Source organism: Marixanthomonas sp. SCSIO 43207, from assembly GCF_019904255.1.
Classification (GTDB): domain Bacteria; phylum Bacteroidota; class Bacteroidia; order Flavobacteriales; family Flavobacteriaceae; genus Marixanthomonas.
This window is the reverse complement of sequence record NZ_CP063203.1, coordinates 2,873,004-2,890,399: the sequence shown is the minus strand read 5'-3', so window position 1 is coordinate 2,890,399 and position 17,396 is coordinate 2,873,004. Positions and strand designations below refer to the sequence as shown.

Here is a 17,396-nt window from a genome sequence, read left to right as displayed (position 1 = left end):
TATGGATACAAATAATCTTACATATCAATTTAAAACATCAAGTGTTGTTGTAAAACTCATAGTAATTAACTCCATTATATTTTTGGCAGTTAGATTACTAGCGTTCTTTTTAGGAATTACGCCCGGTCAACTTACACAATGGTTTATTTTACCTGAAAATGCCGGTAACGTGCTTTTACAGCCTTGGTCAATTCTTACCTATGCTTTTTTGCATTTTGGCTTCTTTCACATTCTTATCAATATGCTTTGGTTGTATTGGTTTGGTCGTTTTGTGTTGAATTTATTTAGTGAAAAAAGATTTTTGACCATCTACTTGCTAGGCGCTTTATCTGGAGGATTGTTTTATGTTGCTACTCATAATATTTTTCCGGCATTAATAGGAAGTAGCGCCGGGTTAATAGGTGCATCTGGAGCGGTTACTGCAATAATGGTTTTTATTGCTACATATACACCTAATGCAGAAGTGATGTTGTTTAGATTCCGAATTAAACTTTGGCAAATTGCTTTGGTGTTGGTATTGTTAGACCTTATTTTACTACCTAGTAGTAATAACGCAGGCGGACTATTAGCACATATTGGCGGAGCAATTTTTGGTTTTTTCTATGCGCAACAATTGCAAAAAGGGAATGATATAGGAAAGTGGTTTGAAAGTGGAATAGATTGGGTAGAAAATCTCTTTAAGCCTCGTAAAAAGAAACCGTTTACTAAAGTTCATCGCACAAAGAAAACAAATACTACCCGTACCAATGTTGATATCAAAAACGATAATCAAAAAAAGATTGATGAAATATTGGATAAAATTGGTAAAAGTGGCTATGAAAGCTTAACAAAAGCCGAAAAAGACTTCTTGTTTAAAGCCGGTAAAGACGATTAGCGATGAAAAAAGGGGGGCTTTTCACAAAACTTTTATTTTGGCTTAACTCAGTAGTTGCGTTTCTACTATTATTGTCATTTGTGTTGCCTTATTTACCACCTTCAAAGTTTCCAACACTTTCATTATTGAGTTTACTGGTTTCACCTTTGATATTTCTCAATATTATTTTTGCAATATACTGGGTGGTGAGATTAAAACGCCAGTTTTTAGTTTCTACAGTAATCTTATGTATAGCGTACTTTTACTTTAATCCTTTTGTTGAAATTTCTTCAAATGAAGAACCTTCAGAATATAAAAATACCCTAACTGCATTGTCATTTAATGTACGTTTGTTTAATGCTTATGAAGATAACCCTGCTTCTGAAAAGGTTTCAAAGTTATTTTCAAAAATAATTTCAGAAGAAAAGCCAGATGTTATTTCGGTACAGGAATACTATGAGCAAAATACGGTAGATTTTTCTGCTTACCCTTATCAATATATCAATTTTAAAGAACGAAATTCAAAAGAAAAAAATAAACTGGGTCACGCTATTTTTTCAAAGTACCCGCTTATTAATAAAGGTGTTTTTAATTTTCCAAATACCTTTAATAACGCTATTTACGCAGATGTAATAAAAGACCGTGATACCGTTCGCGTTTACAACCTTCATTTACAATCTATGGGTATAAAACCTCGTGTAAGTTATTTGCAAGAAAACGATAAGGTTAAATTACGCAAGCGTATTGCAAACGCTTTTGTAAAGCAACAAGAGCAAGTAGCTTTAATTAAAGAACACAAATCAAAAAGCCCATATAAAACATTGGTAATGGGTGACTTTAATAATACACCTTTTTCATATATATATAAGGAGATGACCGAAGATATGAAAGATTCCTTTTTGGAAAGAGGAAACGGAATTGGTACAACATTTAAGTTTGATTTTTATCCCATGCGTATTGATTTTATTATGGCTTCAAATGATATTGAGGTATTAAATTTTAATACAGTTAGTGAATCTTTTTCAGATCATTATCCTGTGAGTGCCACATTTGGGTGGAATCAATAGTTTTAAAAAACAAGTTTGATTAAAAAAGAAATAAAAAAGCATTCATAAGGTTTTGCAAACCTTATTTTTCAATTATTTTTGCCTATGCAAAACAACGTCCTAATATTAGATTTTGGTTCGCAATACACACAGCTTATAGCAAGACGTGTGCGAGAATTGAACATTTATTGCGAAATCCATCCCTTTCACAACATTCCAGAAAATATTGATGAGTTTAAAGCCGTGATATTATCCGGTAGTCCATTTTCAGTTCGAGCTGAAGATGCACCTCATCCAGATTTATCAAAAATAAAAGGAAAACTTCCTATGCTAGCCGTATGCTATGGTGCGCAATATATTGCTCACTTTAACGGTGGTAGTGTTGAGCCGTCCAATATACGAGAATACGGTCGCGCAAAACTTTCTATGATTAAAGCAGAAGAGTCTTTGTTTAAAGGAATCTCAGAAGGTACACAAGTGTGGATGAGTCATAGTGATACCATTGCCAAGCTTCCTGAAAATGCTATTCGCTTAGCAAGTACTCCAGATGTAATGAACGCTGCCTATCGCATAGACAAAGAACAGATTTATGCCATTCAATTTCACCCAGAAGTATATCACACAACCGATGGTAAACAATTGCTAGAAAACTTTTTAGTGCACATTTCTGGAGTAGAACAAAGTTGGACGCCTGCAGCATTTGTAGATACTACAGTACAAGCCTTAAAAGAACAAATTGGTGATGGTAAGGTAGTGTTGGGATTAAGCGGTGGTGTAGACTCTACAGTAGCAGCTATATTGTTACACAAAGCAATAGGTAAAAACTTATACTGCATATTTGTGAATAACGGTTTGCTTCGCAAAAATGAATTTAGCGATGTATTGTCTCAATACAAAGATATGGGGCTAAACGTAAAAGGAGTTGATGCTTCGGTACGCTTTTTGGAAGCACTAAAAGGAATAAGCGACCCAGAAAAGAAACGAAAAGCAATAGGTAATGCTTTTATTGAAGTGTTTGATGATGAAGCACACCAAGTGAAAAATGTAGACTGGCTAGGGCAAGGAACAATCTATCCAGATGTTATAGAAAGTGTTTCTGTAAATGGACCATCGGTAACTATTAAGTCGCATCACAATGTGGGAGGGTTACCAGATTTTATGAAGTTAAAAGTAGTAGAGCCTTTGCGCATGCTTTTTAAAGACGAAGTAAGACGAGTAGGAGCCGAGATGGGAATTGACAAAAAGCTATTAGGTAGACATCCTTTTCCAGGGCCTGGATTAGCAATAAGAATTTTAGGTGATATAACTGCTGAAAAAGTTCGTATATTACAAGAGGTAGATGCTATTTTTATAGATGGACTACGCAAGTGGAATTTATATGATAAAGTATGGCAAGCCGGAGCTATTTTACTACCAGTTCAAAGTGTAGGAGTTATGGGAGATGAGCGAACATATGAAAAAGTAGTAGCATTACGCGCTGTAGAATCTACTGATGGTATGACAGCAGATTGGGTAAATTTACCTTATGAATTTTTGCAAGAAACAAGTAATCATATAATAAACCGAGTAAAAGGCGTTAATAGAGTAGTATATGATATTAGTTCAAAACCGCCGGCTACCATAGAGTGGGAATAATACAAACCCCAATAAACCTAACATAAGATTTTGAAGCATTTTATTTATATTTTTTTAGTTTGTTTGCTTAATATGGGCTGTGGTACAGCAACTCAACAGCAGCAACAATATAGAAGTCATAGAGTAGCAAAGGGAGAAACCGTATTCAGTATTGCACAAAAATATGGTACTACTGAAAGTGCTATTTATAGATTAAACCCAGATGCAAAAAACGGTATTAATACCAATACCATTATAATTTTACCAAGTTCGGCTTCAATAGTAAGTGGAACAAACGCTTCATCTGAGGTGACATTTAAAATGCATCGAGTAAAACGTAAAGAAACACTATTCAGTATTTCTCAGCAGTATAATGTAAGTCAAGACGACATCAAAAAGTACAACAAAGAGCTGTACTCTAGACAACTAAAAAAAGGAGAAAAAATACGAATTCCAAGTGCTACCAAAGCTACAAACAATAACAATGTTATAACCTCTGAAACTTCTGAAAATACAGACACAAAAACACATACCGTTCAACCAAAAGAAACTATTTACGGTATTGCCAGAAAGTATAATACTACTATAGCAGAATTAAAAAACCTTAATCCCGGTCTTGATAAAAACATTTCAATTGGTACCGTTTTAAATGTTCCAGATGTTTCAGGAACCGAATCTGCTACAATTGATTCTGAAAAGTATGATTTGTATGAAGTACAGCCCAAAGAAGGTTTTTACAGATTAAAAGTAAAGCTGGGGCTTTCAGAAGAAGAAATCATAGCTTTAAATCCTTTTGCAAAAGAAGGATTAAAAGATGGGATGATATTAAAAATTCCGAAGGAAAATTCAATAGCTATTTCTGAAACCAAAACAGTAGTTAACCTTGAAGACTACATCACCAATAGATCTGAAAAGAACATTGCTTTATTATTACCTTTTCAGCTTAGGGAAGTAGTTTCAGATTCTACTGAAGCAAATGAAGAGTTGGTTAGGTCAAATTCGGTACTACGTATCGCTCTTGATTTTTACAGTGGTGTGCTTATGGCAACAGAATTTGCAAAGGATAAAGGAATTTCAGTTAATTTACAGGTTTTTGATACTGAGCAAAGCGCTTCAAAAGTGGGGTCTATAATAGCTTCAAATAACTTTAAAAATACAGATGCTGTAATTGGGCCGCTGTTGAGTAAAAACGTTGATAAAGCTGCTGCTGCTTTGCGTGGCGATCAAATTCCTGTGTTCTCTCCATTGAGCAATAGAGAGATAAGAATGTACCCCAACTTATTTCAAACGGTACCTAATGATGAAATTTTAAAAACCAAAATGCTAGATTATTTGGTAGAAAAATCTGTAGGTAAAAACTTAGTTGTAATAAGTGATTCAAAACATACTTCAGATAAACAAAAAATCACCTCTAGAATACCTTCTGCCAAAACTATTTCGCCAAGAGAAGGCGGTTATTTGTATCAAAGAGATATTGCTTCAAAGCTTGTAAATGGTGAAGAAAACTGGGTGTTATTGGTTTCTAGTGATCCAGTGCTAGTGAGTAATGTGGTAGGGCTGCTTAACGGAATGCCCAAAAACTTCAACCTACGCCTGTTGACGCTAGATAAAAACAAAGCATATGATTATCACGATGTGTCAAACATGCATTTGTCAAAACTAAATTTTACATTTCCTTCAGTGAATAAAAACTATGATTTTAATGAAAAAAATCCGTTTTTAGTAAGCTACAAAAACAAATATGGGGTTTTACCCAACAGATATGCTGTGCGTGGATTTGATGTAACATATGATGCTTTGCTTCGTTTGGCATCTGCAGATGATATGTATAAAGCTAGCGAAAATGATTTTGTGACTGAATATATAGAGAATAAATTTCAGTATAGTAACAAGTTGCTTTCCGGTTATCAAAACAATGCCGTTTATATTGTAAAATATGATGAAAACCTACATTTTGTAAAAGCAGAATGAGTACATCAAAAGTAACATACCTAGGAAGCTTACGTACAGAATGTAAACACCTACAATCTGGAAATACGTATATTACCGATGCTCCTACCGATAATCACGGTAAAGGTGAAGCTTTTTCACCAACCGATACAGTAGCTACTGGCTTGGCCAACTGTATGCTCACCATGATGGGTATAAAAGCCAATGACCTTAAAGTAAATCTTGAAGGAGCCACTGCTACAGTTACCAAAACAATGGCAAGTAACCCAAGGCGTATTTCAAAAATTGAGGTAGTTTTTCACCTTCCAGAAATTTCAGATCAAAAGATTAGAAAAATTCTTGAAAAGACAGCAGAGACTTGTCCCGTACATTATAGTTTGCACCCAGACATTGAAAAGAAGATTACCTTTCATTGGGAAAATGCGTAACATTTCTTTCTTCAGTCAATAAAGGCAAGATTTTTGCGTTTTTATTTTTATGAATTTTTTTATTGTTTTAGCGGCATTTTTTTGCACTTTTTTTCCTTCTGAAGCGTATAAAGAAAAAATCTCTTGGAATGAAAAAAGAGCGCTTACTTGGCAAGATTTTAAGGGCAAACCACAATCTGATGCAGATTTTGTAGCCAGCACCAATAGCGGAATGTCTTTCTCTTTTTCCTATTCTGAAAAAAACGGTAAACGTTCTATGGAATATTCGGTTGTTTGTAATTTCTATCCACAAGAATCTTGGTATAAACCAGGTCATGTTTCAGAATATATTTTAAAACATGAGCAAACGCATTTTGATATTTCTGAACTTCATGCCAGAAAATTAAGAAAGCGAATGGATGAAACATCTTTTTCAAAAAATGTTAAGAAAGAAGTTGAAGCCCTTTACCAACAAACCGAACACGAACGCCGGCAAATGCAAAACGATTATGACTTTGAAAGCGATCACTCAAAGAACAAAGAAGGAGAATATCGTTGGAGAGCCAAAGTTGCACAAGAATTAAAAAAATATGAGCGCTGGAAATCAACCTAACCCCAAACATTTGGAAGAATTGGCAAACTACAAAATGCCTTTCGGAAAATACAAAAATCAATACCTAGTCAATATCCCTGAACCTTATTATGTTTGGTTTAAGCAAAAAGGATTTCCCGAAGGAAAACTGGGTAACCTTATGAGAGAAATGTATGAGATTAAGGTAAATGGTCTTGAAGATCTTTTAAAGAAACTTATTAAAAGATAATTTACAACAGTTTGTAAATTAAAAGATTAAGGTTTTGCTGCTATAATTGTTTGAAATAAGGCATACTTTACACGCAACCATATTAATTAAATTTCATCTAATAGATGATTTTAAAAGGTATGGGGATAACTTTAAAATATATTAAGCCATTATTTTACTGGATGCCAGAGATATATCTTATTCTCGCCACGCTTTTTTATTGGATTTCTACAGCGACATTACTTAACCCTATAGCTTTTGTTCTTTTAATACTAGTAGTTTCACAACTTATTTTTAATAAAAAAGGAATGGGTGTTTTTATAAGTTGTATTCTTATAGTGATTAATTTATATCTTTTTTTAGCCCTGTTTTCTGAGCTTAGAGAATTTTCTTCTTTCACCAGTTCAGCTCAAAAACTTCTATTTATTGGCGGCGGTTTTTTAACGTTAAATATTTTAATGGCTATTAAGTTGTTATTAAAGCATGTAGACTTTACTCCTCGTGAAGTAACCATTACAGATTAATACTGTTTTTTAAGCAAACATCGTTTTTGTTTAAATTAAAATATAACCTTTGCCTTCCATATTATTTCGCTACCTTTGCATCCCGTATAATTAACTCAGTAACGCTTACCATGAGCACTACCAAATACATCTTCGTTACGGGCGGAGTATCATCATCTTTAGGAAAAGGAATTATCGCTGCTTCACTTGCTAAGTTGCTGCAAGCTAGGGGGTATCGAGTAACTATTCAAAAACTAGATCCTTACATCAATGTAGATCCGGGAACATTAAATCCATATGAACACGGTGAGTGTTATGTAACAGATGATGGAGCCGAAACAGATCTTGATTTAGGTCACTACGAGCGTTTTTTAAATGTAAATACCTCTCAGGCAAATAACGTAACAACAGGTAGAATTTATCAAAGTGTTATTGAAAAAGAACGCCGCGGAGAGTTTTTAGGAAAAACAGTTCAAGTTGTTCCTCATATCACAAATGAAATAAAAGAACGAATACAACAACTAGGCTCTACCGGTGAATATGATATTGTCATTACCGAAATAGGAGGAACAGTTGGTGATATAGAATCATTGCCGTACATAGAAGCCGTACGTCAATTAAGATGGGAACTGGGCGATGATAACGCTTTAGTTATTCATTTAACATTAATACCATTTTTATCTGCAGCAGGTGAGCTTAAAACCAAGCCAACCCAACACTCTGTCAAAACGTTGATGGAAAGCGGTATTAAAGCAGATATTTTAGTCTGCCGAACAGAACACGACCTTTCAGATGATCTTCGGAAAAAACTAGCGTTATTCTGTAATGTAAAACAAGAAGCTGTAATACAATCAATAGACGCTTCTACTATTTATGATGTTCCCAATATGATGTTGCAAGAGGGGCTTGATACCGTAACGCTTCAAAAATTAGGAATTGAAACTACCACCGAACCAGATTTAACACGTTGGAATCAATTTTTAGAACGTCACAAAAACCCAAAAGGTGAAGTAAACATTGGCTTAGTAGGCAAATATGTAGAATTACAGGATAGTTATAAATCTATTCTAGAATCTTTTATTCACGCCGGAGCTGAAAATGAAGTAAAAGTAAACGTAGAATATATTCATTCAGAATACATTAATAAAAATAATAGCGAAGCAAAGTTTAAAAACTTAGATGCCATTCTTGTAGCACCAGGTTTTGGAGAACGAGGAATTGAAGGAAAAGTTGAAGCTGTTCGGTATGCAAGAGAAAATAAGTTGCCATTTTTAGGTATTTGTTTGGGTATGCAAATGGCCGTAATAGAATACAGCCGAAATGTTCTAGGCATTAAAGATGCCAATTCTACCGAGATGAACCCACAAACACCCAACCCGGTGATTAATTTAATGGAAGATCAAAAAAGTATTACCGATATGGGAGGAACCATGCGATTAGGTTCGTGGAAATGTGATGTAAAAGCTGACAGTATTATAGGTTCTGTTTATAATTCAAAAACTATTGAAGAAAGACATCGTCACCGGTATGAATACAATAATAAATACAAAGAACAACTTGAAGCGGCAGGTATGATTGCTACGGGAATCAATCCAGATACACAATTAGTAGAGGTTGTTGAAGTACCGTCACACCCTTGGTTTGTTGGTGTTCAATATCATCCAGAATACAAAAGTACAGTTGCCAATCCACATCCGTTGTTTGTTGCTTTTGTAAAAGCTGCTCACCAACATGCTGAAAAAAATTAAACCGACAATTTGACGTATTTACGTAACAGGGCGGGATATTTGTAAAAAGAAATAAAAATTAATTCACATATTTTCTGAAAGGATTCTTCAGAAACTTTAAAAAATTTGTACTTCGGTTACAAAATTTTGAAACACGTTTAACTACATGGAAAAAAAGAATTTTGACGTAAACTCCCTTATTGGGTTTGTATTAATAGGAGCCATTTTGGTATGGATGCTTTACCTTCAAAAACCTTCTGAAGAAGAGCAAGCCGAAAAAGCCAAAACCGAAGCTGCAGCAAAACAAAAAGAAAATTCAGATACAAAAGAAGATACTACGCTTGAGGAAGCAACACAAGAATTAGCTTCTGTCAATGCGCAAGATTCTGCTGCGGTAGCCAATTTGAAAAACAGATTGGGTTCATTTGCGTATTCGGGGACATTGCCTTCAGCTACCGAAAACACGACTGTAATAGAAAATGAAGTTTTATACCTAGAGGTAAGCAATAAAGGAGGGTATATTACCAAAGCTCGATTAAAAAATCATACTACGTATGATTCGTTACCTGTAAGTTTAATTAAAGACGGTAACAGTACGCTTAATTTGCAATTCTCTTCAGAAAATAGATTACTTAATACCAAAGACCTGTTTTTTGAGCCATCTCTGAGTAAAAATGGAGAAAATAGCGTATTAACTATGCGCTTAAAAACTTCAGAAAATAACTTTATTGAATATCGATATGAGTTATTACCTGATGAATATATGCTTAATTTCAGTATAAAATCTCAAGGCTTAGACAATGTAATCAATACATCACAACCTATTTATCTAGATTGGAATTTTAAAGGATATAGGCATGCTAAAAGTATTACATATGAAAATCGTTATAGCCGTTTAACTTATGAATATGAAGATGAGGACCACGATAAGTTGTCTCCTACGGGCGAAGATGATGAGCTAGAGAAAGATGTAACTTGGATGAATTTCCGCCAGCATTTTTTCAGCTCAATGCTTTTAACAGACACTCCTTTTAAGGAAGTTTCATTTACTTCAAAAGATCTTGTTGAAGACGAAGAAATAGACACCGTTTACACAAAAAAGTATGGAGCCAAAATGCTTTTAGAGCCCAAAGCAGGAGGTCTTTCTTATAATATGAATATGTATTATGGCCCGACTGATTATCAAATACTGAATGATTATGGTAGAAACTTAGATGATGCCATGCCATTGGGTTGGGGTATTTTTGGGATGATAAATAAATATATAATCATTCCACTTTTTGGTTTTTTAAGTGGCTTTTTACCTGCCGGAATTGCAATTATCTGCTTGACAATTCTTATAAAGCTATTGTTATCACCTGTACAATACAAACAATACTTATCACAGGCAAAAATGAAAATTTTACGTCCTGAGATTGAAGAGATTCGTGAAAAATACGGTGACAATAAAATGAAGATTCAACAAGAAACAATGAAGCTTCAAAGTGCTGCAGGAGCCAGTCCATTGCAGGGATGTTTACCGGCATTATTGCAGTTACCTGTTTTCTATGCTTTATTCACATTCTTTCCATCGGCTTTTGATTTACGTCAAAAAAGCTTTTTATGGGCAGATGATCTTTCAAGCTATGATGTTATTGCACATTTACCTTTTCATATTCCTTTTTATGGAGATCATGTAAGTTTATTCCCAATTCTTGCATCGATTGCAATTTTCATATACATGATGATGACTACGGGACAAACAATGCAAGCGCAACAGCAACCGGGTATGCCAAATATGAAGTTTATCATGTACCTGTCTCCGCTGTTTATGTTGGTGTTTTTCAATAACTATGCAAGTGGCTTATCATTGTATTATTTGACTTCAAACTTGATTACTATTGGAATCATGCTAGTTATTAAAAATTTCATCATCGATGAAAATAAAGTGCACGCAAAAATTGAGAAAAAGAAAAAACAACCTAAAAAACAAAATCGTTTTCAGCGAAAAATGGCTGAAATGATGGAGCAAGCCGAAGAGCAAAAAAAAGCTCAAAAGCGTAAATAACACAAAAGCCTCCATCTAAGGAGGCTTTTTTATTACCTATTACTTTATATAATTAAAAGCATGTATTGCCGTTTTAAGTAAGTAAATTATTTATATAAATTATGAAACAAGCGTCATTAATTTTAGTAGCTTTTTTAGTAAGCTTTCAGTTTTCCTTTTCGCAAGAATCCATAAATCAATTTGACCAAAATGGAAAACGCCATGGTAAGTGGAAAAAATACTATCCCGGTACCAAGCAACTTCGGTATGAAGGACAATTCAACCATGGAGTAGAGACAGGTACGTTTCAGTTTTATTGTGAAGATTGTAAAAATCAGCCCATGGCTATTAAGGAGTTTTCATCAGACGGTAAAACCGCCAATGTAAAATACTTTACAATAGAAGGAAAATTGGTTAGTGAAGGAAAAATGGAAGGAAAAAATAGAATAGGAGAGTGGGTGTATTTTCATAAAGGATCTAATGAAGTCATGACCCGTGAACATTATACTAACGGAGCGTTACACGGTGTTAAAACTACCTTTTACCCTAATGGAAATAAAACCGAAGAAACCCATTACCAAAACGGAATGAAACAAGGTGATAATATATATTATTCTCCTGAAGGTGTGATGCTTAAAAAACTTCAGTATAAAGATGATAAACTACAAGGACCAGCCACGTATTATGATGCCAACGGAAATATTACAATAAAAGGATATTATAAAAATGGAAAAAAGGATGGAGTTTGGGAATATTACAAAGACGGTCAAATACAAACTACCGAAACATTCCCAAAAAAAGAAAACCGAAACTAAAGCTTCATCTTTATAAACTAATTTAGGTATAAATTTTGTTATCCTACCTATAAGATACTTAAATAGTCAAACCAAATTGACCATCTTTAAAATAGTATCTTTGCATTTGCAAAAGAATTGAATAAAAAGTGGAAAATAATACCCAAAAACGTGTTGTTGTAGGATTAAGTGGCGGCGTAGACTCTAGCGTAGCAGCTTATCTTTTAAAAGAACAAGGATATGAAGTTATCGGTCTTTTTATGAAAAATTGGCATGATGATTCGGTGACTATTTCAAATGAATGTCCTTGGCTTGAAGATAGTAATGATGCCATGCTAGTAGCGCAAAAACTAGGCATTCCATTTCAAACGGTAGACTTAAGTGAGGAATACAAAGAACGTATAGTTGATTATATGTTTAATGAATATGAAATGGGACGCACCCCAAACCCCGATGTTCTTTGTAACCGAGAAATTAAATTTGATGTATTTTTAAAAATCGCACTTGAACTAGGTGCAGATTATGTGGCAACCGGTCATTATTGCAGAAAAGGAACCGTTGAAAAAGATGGTACTACCACTTATCAATTACTTTCAGGTAAAGATGCAAATAAAGATCAGTCATATTTTTTATGTCAAGTTTCACAGCAACAACTGGCAAAAGCATTGTTTCCGGTAGGAGAATTATTAAAATCTGAAGTTAGAAAAATAGCTTCGGAACAAAATCTTATCACCGCAGAAAAGAAAGACTCTCAAGGTCTTTGTTTCATTGGTAAAGTTAGGCTTCCGGAGTTTTTACAACAGCAATTAAAACCAAAGGAAGGGATTATAATTGAAGTTCCTTCTGCGTTTTCAGAATATAATAAAGCTACGCCCGAGTTTACTTCCGAAGAAGAAAAGCTACAGTTTCTTTCAGAAAAGAAAACCTATACTATTAACGATGGTAATGAAGTGGGTAAACATCAAGGAGCCCATTTTTTTACTAAAGGACAGCGTAAAGGCCTAGCCGTTGGAGGAACCAAAGAACCATTATTTGTGATTGACACAGATGTAAAAGAGAATGTAATTTATACCGGTCAAGGAAAAAATCACCCCGGTTTGTATCGCCGCGGACTTTTTGTAAAAAATGAAGAAATTCATTGGGTGCGTGAAGACTTACAAATGCAAGTAGATGAAACGAAAGAAATAAAGGCAAGAATACGGTATAGACAACCTTTGGAAAAAGCAACTTTACATCAAACTATTTCAGGTCTTTATGTTATATTTGAAAAACCACAATCTGCCATTACTGAAGGTCAATTTGTTGCTTGGTACCAAGACGATGAATTATTGGGGAGTGGTGTAATTTCTTAAAGAAAAAATTATGAAAAAAATACTTTTACTCATTACAATATTAACAACACAAATAGGCATGGCTCAAGAAGATGCCCTAGTATTTTTTGAGCCAAAAGATCCGACTGTGGTATCACAAGCATTAGCAAATCCTATTTCTATATTAACCCAGGATGCTTTAGATAGAAAACAGCTTCATGGTACTCCTATTGATGAACGTGATGTACCGCTTAATGAAACGTACAAAGCCGAAGTTAACAACAGTACCGGAATAACGGTTCTTGCTAAGTCAAAATGGATGAACGCTGTTTATGTGCGTGGTTCGCAAACAAATATCAATAACCTATTAAATTTAGAATTTGTAACATCTGTAGAGTTTGCTGATAAAGATTTAAACTTTAATAAACCTGTCGGAAATGTTACGGATAAGTTTGAAGTTGAAAATCAACAACAGCGCGTAGTGTATAATTATGGAGATGCTGAAAACCAAACTGAAATGCTTTCAGTTGATTATCTTCATGAAAACGATTTTACAGGAGAAGGAATGGTTGTAGCTTTTATGGATAATGGGTATCCGGGAGTTATGACAAACCCTGCTTATGAGAATCTTAGAAACGAAGGTAGGTTATTAGGAGGATATGATTTTGTTGAACGTACAGCAAGTTATGAAGGTACCGGAAATCACGGAGCAAACACACTTAGTGATGCGGCAGCTTTTCTAGACGGTCAATTTGTTGGTACAGCTCCAGATGCTTCTTATTATTTATATGTTACTGAAGACGGAAACAGCGAAACACCTTTAGAAGAGGCCTTATGGGTTGAAGCTTTGGAACGAGCAGACAGTCTTGGAGTTGATGTGGTAAATACTTCATTAGGATATCAAGATTTTGATAATTCAAATTATGATCACACATATCAAGATTTAGATGGTCAAACTACAATAGGTGCTCGTGGTGCCAATCACGCTTTTGACAAAGGAATGCTTCTGGTAACCTCTGCCGGGAATGACGGTTTTGGTTTTACCTATGTAGGAACTCCAGGAGACTCACCGGGAATGCTAACAATTGGAGCTGTAGATTCAAATGGAAATTATGCAAGTTTTAGCTCGATAGGGCCAACTGTAGATGGACGTGTAAAACCGGATGTAATGGCTCAAGGTGAGTTTGCTGCAATTGTAGATCGTTTTGGTGATGTGACTTTCAGCAATGGTACGTCTTTTAGTTCACCTATTATGGCTGGATCGGTTGCTTCTTTTTGGCAGGTACGACCACAAACACCAAATAGTGAAATAATGCAAATTATTAGAGAGTCTGCATCTATGTATAACAATCCCTCAGATGAGATGGGCTATGGTATACCAAACTTTGAAAATGCCTATAACGCGCTTATGCAGTTAAGTATTGAAGATGAAATGCTGGAAAATAACTTTGCTATTTATCCTAACCCTGTAACTACAGACGTTAATATTTCATTCCCTAAGCAATTTTCTGATGCAACTTTTACTATTTATAATGTATTAGGTGAGCAAGTTAAGCGTGCAATTGTTTCAAAAAATAATAATAAAGTAGATGTATCTCACCTTTCTGCGGGTGTATACATTGCTACCATACAATCTCAAAACAAGAAAACTTCTTTCAAATTAATTAAGAAATAAGATTTCATGCAAAATAGAATTACCGAACTTTTTAAAATACAACACCCTTTAATACAAGCCGGAATGATATGGAACAGCGGTTGGCGCTTGGCTAGCGCTGTTAGTAATGCCGGTGGTTTAGGGATTATTGGTGCAGGCTCGATGTACCCCGAAGTACTTCTTGAACACATCCAAAAATGTAAAAAAGCTACAGATAAGCCTTTTGGTGTAAATGTTCCTATGCTATATCCCGATATTGATAAAATCATGGATATAATCATTTCTGAAGGAGTAAAAATTGTATTTACTTCAGCGGGAAACCCAAAAACATACACACCAAAACTTAAAGAACATGGCATAACTGTAGTACACGTAGTTAGCAGCGTAAAGTTTGCATTAAAATCGCAAGAAGCAGGTGTAGATGCAGTTGTAGCTGAAGGTTTTGAGGCCGGAGGTCACAACGGTAGAGATGAAACTACAACATTCACCTTAATACCAATGGTAAAAGAGCAAATTGACATTCCGTTAATTGCAGCCGGAGGTATTGCCACAGGTAGGGGTATGCTTGCGGCAATGGTTCTGGGAGCAGATGCTGTACAGGTAGGAAGTCGTTTTGTAGCTAGTGAAGAATCAAGTTCGCATCAAGCCTTCAAAAAAATGGTAGTTGATGCCAAAGAAGGAGACACCATGTTAACATTAAAAGAACTTGCTCCCGTTCGTATGTTAAAGAATAAGTTTTTTGAAGATGTAATGCAGTTGTATACAACAAATCCAAAAAAAGAAGAACTTATTGAGCTTTTAGGAAGAGCTAGAGCGAAAAAAGGAATGTTTGAAGGAGACTTGGAAGAGGGCGAACTAGAGATTGGACAAATAGCCGGATTGATACACGATATTAAACCAGCCGCACAAATTGTTGAAGAAATGATAACCGAATTTGACCAAGCAAAAAAGGCCGTTATTAATTATTAAAACGAAATACATTTGTTACTTTTGTACATCTGAAAATTAAGCCATAAAACGCTATTATGAATTTACACGAATATCAAGGAAAAGAAATATTAAACAGCTTTGGAGTAGACATCCAACGAGGAATTGTCGCACAAACTCCATCTGAAGCTGTAGAAGCTGCAAAAAAACTAACTGAAGAAACCGGAACCGGTTGGCACGTTATCAAAGCTCAAATTCACGCCGGTGGCCGTGGAAAGGGTGGCGGTGTAAAACTTGCAAAAAACCTTCAAGAGGTAGAACAACTTGCAGGAGAAATTATAGGTATGAACCTTGTAACTCCTCAAACTAGTGCCGAAGGAAAAAAAGTAAATCAAGTTCTTGTAACAGAAGATGTGTATTATCCTGGTGACAGTGAACCAGAAGAATACTATATGAGCGTATTGCTTAACCGATCTACTGGAAAAAATATGATTATGTATTCTACCGAAGGTGGAATGGATATTGAAACAGTAGCCGAAGAAACACCTCATTTAATCTTTAACGAAGAAGTAGATCCAGCATTAGGCTTATTGCCTTTTCAAGCACGTCGTATTGCTTTTAATCTAGGACTGAGCGGTAAAGCTTTTAAACAAATGACAAAATTTGTTATGGCGCTTTATAAAGCTTATACAGAATCAGATTCTTCTTTATTTGAAATTAACCCGGTATTAAAAACCAGTGATGATAAAATAATCGCTGTGGATGCAAAAGTTACTCTAGACGATAACGCATTATTCCGTCATAAAGATTACGCTGAAATGCGTGATGTTCGTGAAGAAAACCCAGTTGAGGTAGAAGCACGTGACGCAGGATTAAGTTATGTAGATCTTGACGGAAACGTTGGTTGTATGGTAAATGGAGCAGGATTGGCAATGGCAACGATGGACCTTATTAAGCAAGCCGGTGGAGAACCTGCAAACTTTTTAGATGTAGGTGGTACTGCAGATGCTGAGCGTGTTGAAACAGCATTCAATTTAATCTTAAAAGATCCTTCTGTAAAAGCTATTTTAGTAAATATTTTTGGAGGTATTGTACGTTGTGACCGTGTGGCGCAAGGTATCGTTGATGCTTACAAGAATATGGGTAACATTGATGTACCAATTATTGTTAGATTACAAGGTACCAATGCAGATAAAGCTAAAGAATTAATTGACAACAGTGGCTTAGCTGTTGAAAGTGCTGTAGAATTTCAAGAAGCAGCAGATAAAGTGCATAAAGTACTTTCTTAATTACAGAAACAATTCATTTAAAAAAAAGCTCGGTAATTCCGGGCTTTTTTTATGCTTTAAGTTAAATAATTGTTAAATAATTGTTGTTTTCGTAACAGAATGGTCTTTAAAGCGGTCTATTAAATACATCAATCACTTAATCGAACCGTTATGAAAAAACTCAAAGTATTTGTTTTGGCATTATGCCTATTAATTGTTAGTTCTGTTCCGGCAACAGCTGCTGTAACAGACAAAGATCCTTCAAACATCGCTGTAAAAGAGCTTACAATTTTGCTCAAAAATCCTACTTTTATCTTAGAAGAAGACAGCTTGGTTTTAATGAAATTTATCGTCAATAGTAGTCATCAACTCGTTGTATTATCTACCGATACAGACAATTCTGCTGTTGATAATTTTATTAAAAACAGATTGAACTATAAAAAACTAAGTTGTAATCTAGAAGTAGGTAAAATCTATACGCAGCCTATACAACTTGTAAAAAAGTAATATGAAAAAC

16 protein-coding genes are annotated in these 17,396 nt (G+C 34.9%); all 16 read left to right on the top strand.

Going from position 1 to position 17,396, the window contains the following annotated elements; genetic code table 11:
* The first annotated feature begins 1 nt into the window (after position 1).
* The 16 genes from INR76_RS13570 to INR76_RS13495 all read left to right on the top strand — a co-directional run bounded on the left by INR76_RS13570 (position 2) and on the right by INR76_RS13495 (position 17,386).
* Entirely contained in the window at positions 2-874 is an 873-nt protein-coding gene (locus INR76_RS13570) for a rhomboid family intramembrane serine protease (protein WP_223108490.1), read from the top strand.
* A gap of 2 nt (positions 875-876) precedes the next feature.
* On the top strand, positions 877-1,920 hold the full coding sequence (locus INR76_RS13565) for an endonuclease/exonuclease/phosphatase family protein (protein ID WP_223108489.1): 1,044 nt from the start codon (positions 877-879) through the stop codon (positions 1,918-1,920).
* 84 nt (positions 1,921-2,004) lie between these two features.
* Positions 2,005-3,534, top strand: coding sequence for a glutamine-hydrolyzing GMP synthase (gene guaA, locus INR76_RS13560; protein WP_223108488.1), 1,530 nt, complete (start codon positions 2,005-2,007; stop codon positions 3,532-3,534).
* A gap of 30 nt (positions 3,535-3,564) precedes the next feature.
* Positions 3,565-5,484 (top strand): LysM peptidoglycan-binding domain-containing protein, encoded by a 1,920-nt coding sequence (locus INR76_RS13555; RefSeq protein WP_223108487.1) that lies wholly within the window; start codon positions 3,565-3,567, stop codon positions 5,482-5,484.
* A complete protein-coding gene (locus INR76_RS13550; protein ID WP_223108486.1) occupies positions 5,481-5,891 on the top strand; it encodes an OsmC family protein in 411 nt (136 codons plus the stop codon). Before INR76_RS13555 ends, INR76_RS13550 begins: the two co-directional genes overlap by 4 nt.
* A 49-nt stretch (positions 5,892-5,940) precedes the next feature.
* The gene (locus INR76_RS13545; RefSeq protein ID WP_223108485.1) at positions 5,941-6,483 is read left to right on the top strand and encodes a DUF922 domain-containing protein; all 543 of its coding nucleotides are present in this window, start codon (positions 5,941-5,943) and stop codon (positions 6,481-6,483) included.
* Positions 6,461-6,691 carry a DUF3820 family protein gene (locus tag INR76_RS13540; RefSeq protein WP_223108484.1) on the top strand — a complete coding sequence of 77 codons (231 nt, stop codon included), beginning with the start codon at positions 6,461-6,463 and terminating at the stop codon, positions 6,689-6,691. Before INR76_RS13545 ends, INR76_RS13540 begins: the two co-directional genes overlap by 23 nt.
* Positions 6,692-6,810: 119 nt before the next feature.
* On the top strand, positions 6,811-7,194 hold the full coding sequence (locus tag INR76_RS13535; protein WP_223108483.1) for a hypothetical protein: 384 nt from the start codon (positions 6,811-6,813) through the stop codon (positions 7,192-7,194).
* A gap of 110 nt (positions 7,195-7,304) precedes the next feature.
* A complete protein-coding gene (locus tag INR76_RS13530; protein ID WP_223108482.1) occupies positions 7,305-8,921 on the top strand; it encodes a CTP synthase in 1,617 nt (538 codons plus the stop codon).
* A gap of 145 nt (positions 8,922-9,066) precedes the next feature.
* Positions 9,067-10,947: a membrane protein insertase YidC gene (gene yidC, locus INR76_RS13525; RefSeq protein ID WP_223108481.1), complete on the top strand. Its 1,881-nt coding sequence runs from the start codon at positions 9,067-9,069 to the stop codon at positions 10,945-10,947.
* Between the two features lie 101 nt (positions 10,948-11,048).
* Positions 11,049-11,741: a toxin-antitoxin system YwqK family antitoxin gene (locus INR76_RS13520; protein WP_223108480.1), complete on the top strand. Its 693-nt coding sequence runs from the start codon at positions 11,049-11,051 to the stop codon at positions 11,739-11,741.
* Between the two features lie 128 nt (positions 11,742-11,869).
* A complete protein-coding gene (gene mnmA / locus INR76_RS13515; protein WP_223108479.1) occupies positions 11,870-13,072 on the top strand; it encodes a tRNA 2-thiouridine(34) synthase MnmA in 1,203 nt (400 codons plus the stop codon).
* 10 nt (positions 13,073-13,082) lie between these two features.
* Positions 13,083-14,705 (top strand): S8 family serine peptidase, encoded by a 1,623-nt coding sequence (locus INR76_RS13510; protein ID WP_223108478.1) that lies wholly within the window; start codon positions 13,083-13,085, stop codon positions 14,703-14,705.
* Between the two features lie 6 nt (positions 14,706-14,711).
* Positions 14,712-15,653: a nitronate monooxygenase family protein gene (locus INR76_RS13505; RefSeq protein WP_223108477.1), complete on the top strand. Its 942-nt coding sequence runs from the start codon at positions 14,712-14,714 to the stop codon at positions 15,651-15,653.
* A gap of 56 nt (positions 15,654-15,709) precedes the next feature.
* Positions 15,710-16,900: an ADP-forming succinate--CoA ligase subunit beta gene (gene sucC / locus INR76_RS13500; protein ID WP_223108476.1), complete on the top strand. Its 1,191-nt coding sequence runs from the start codon at positions 15,710-15,712 to the stop codon at positions 16,898-16,900.
* Between the two features lie 150 nt (positions 16,901-17,050).
* Positions 17,051-17,386: a hypothetical protein gene (locus INR76_RS13495; protein ID WP_223108475.1), complete on the top strand. Its 336-nt coding sequence runs from the start codon at positions 17,051-17,053 to the stop codon at positions 17,384-17,386.
* Positions 17,387-17,396: the final 10 nt, after the last annotated feature.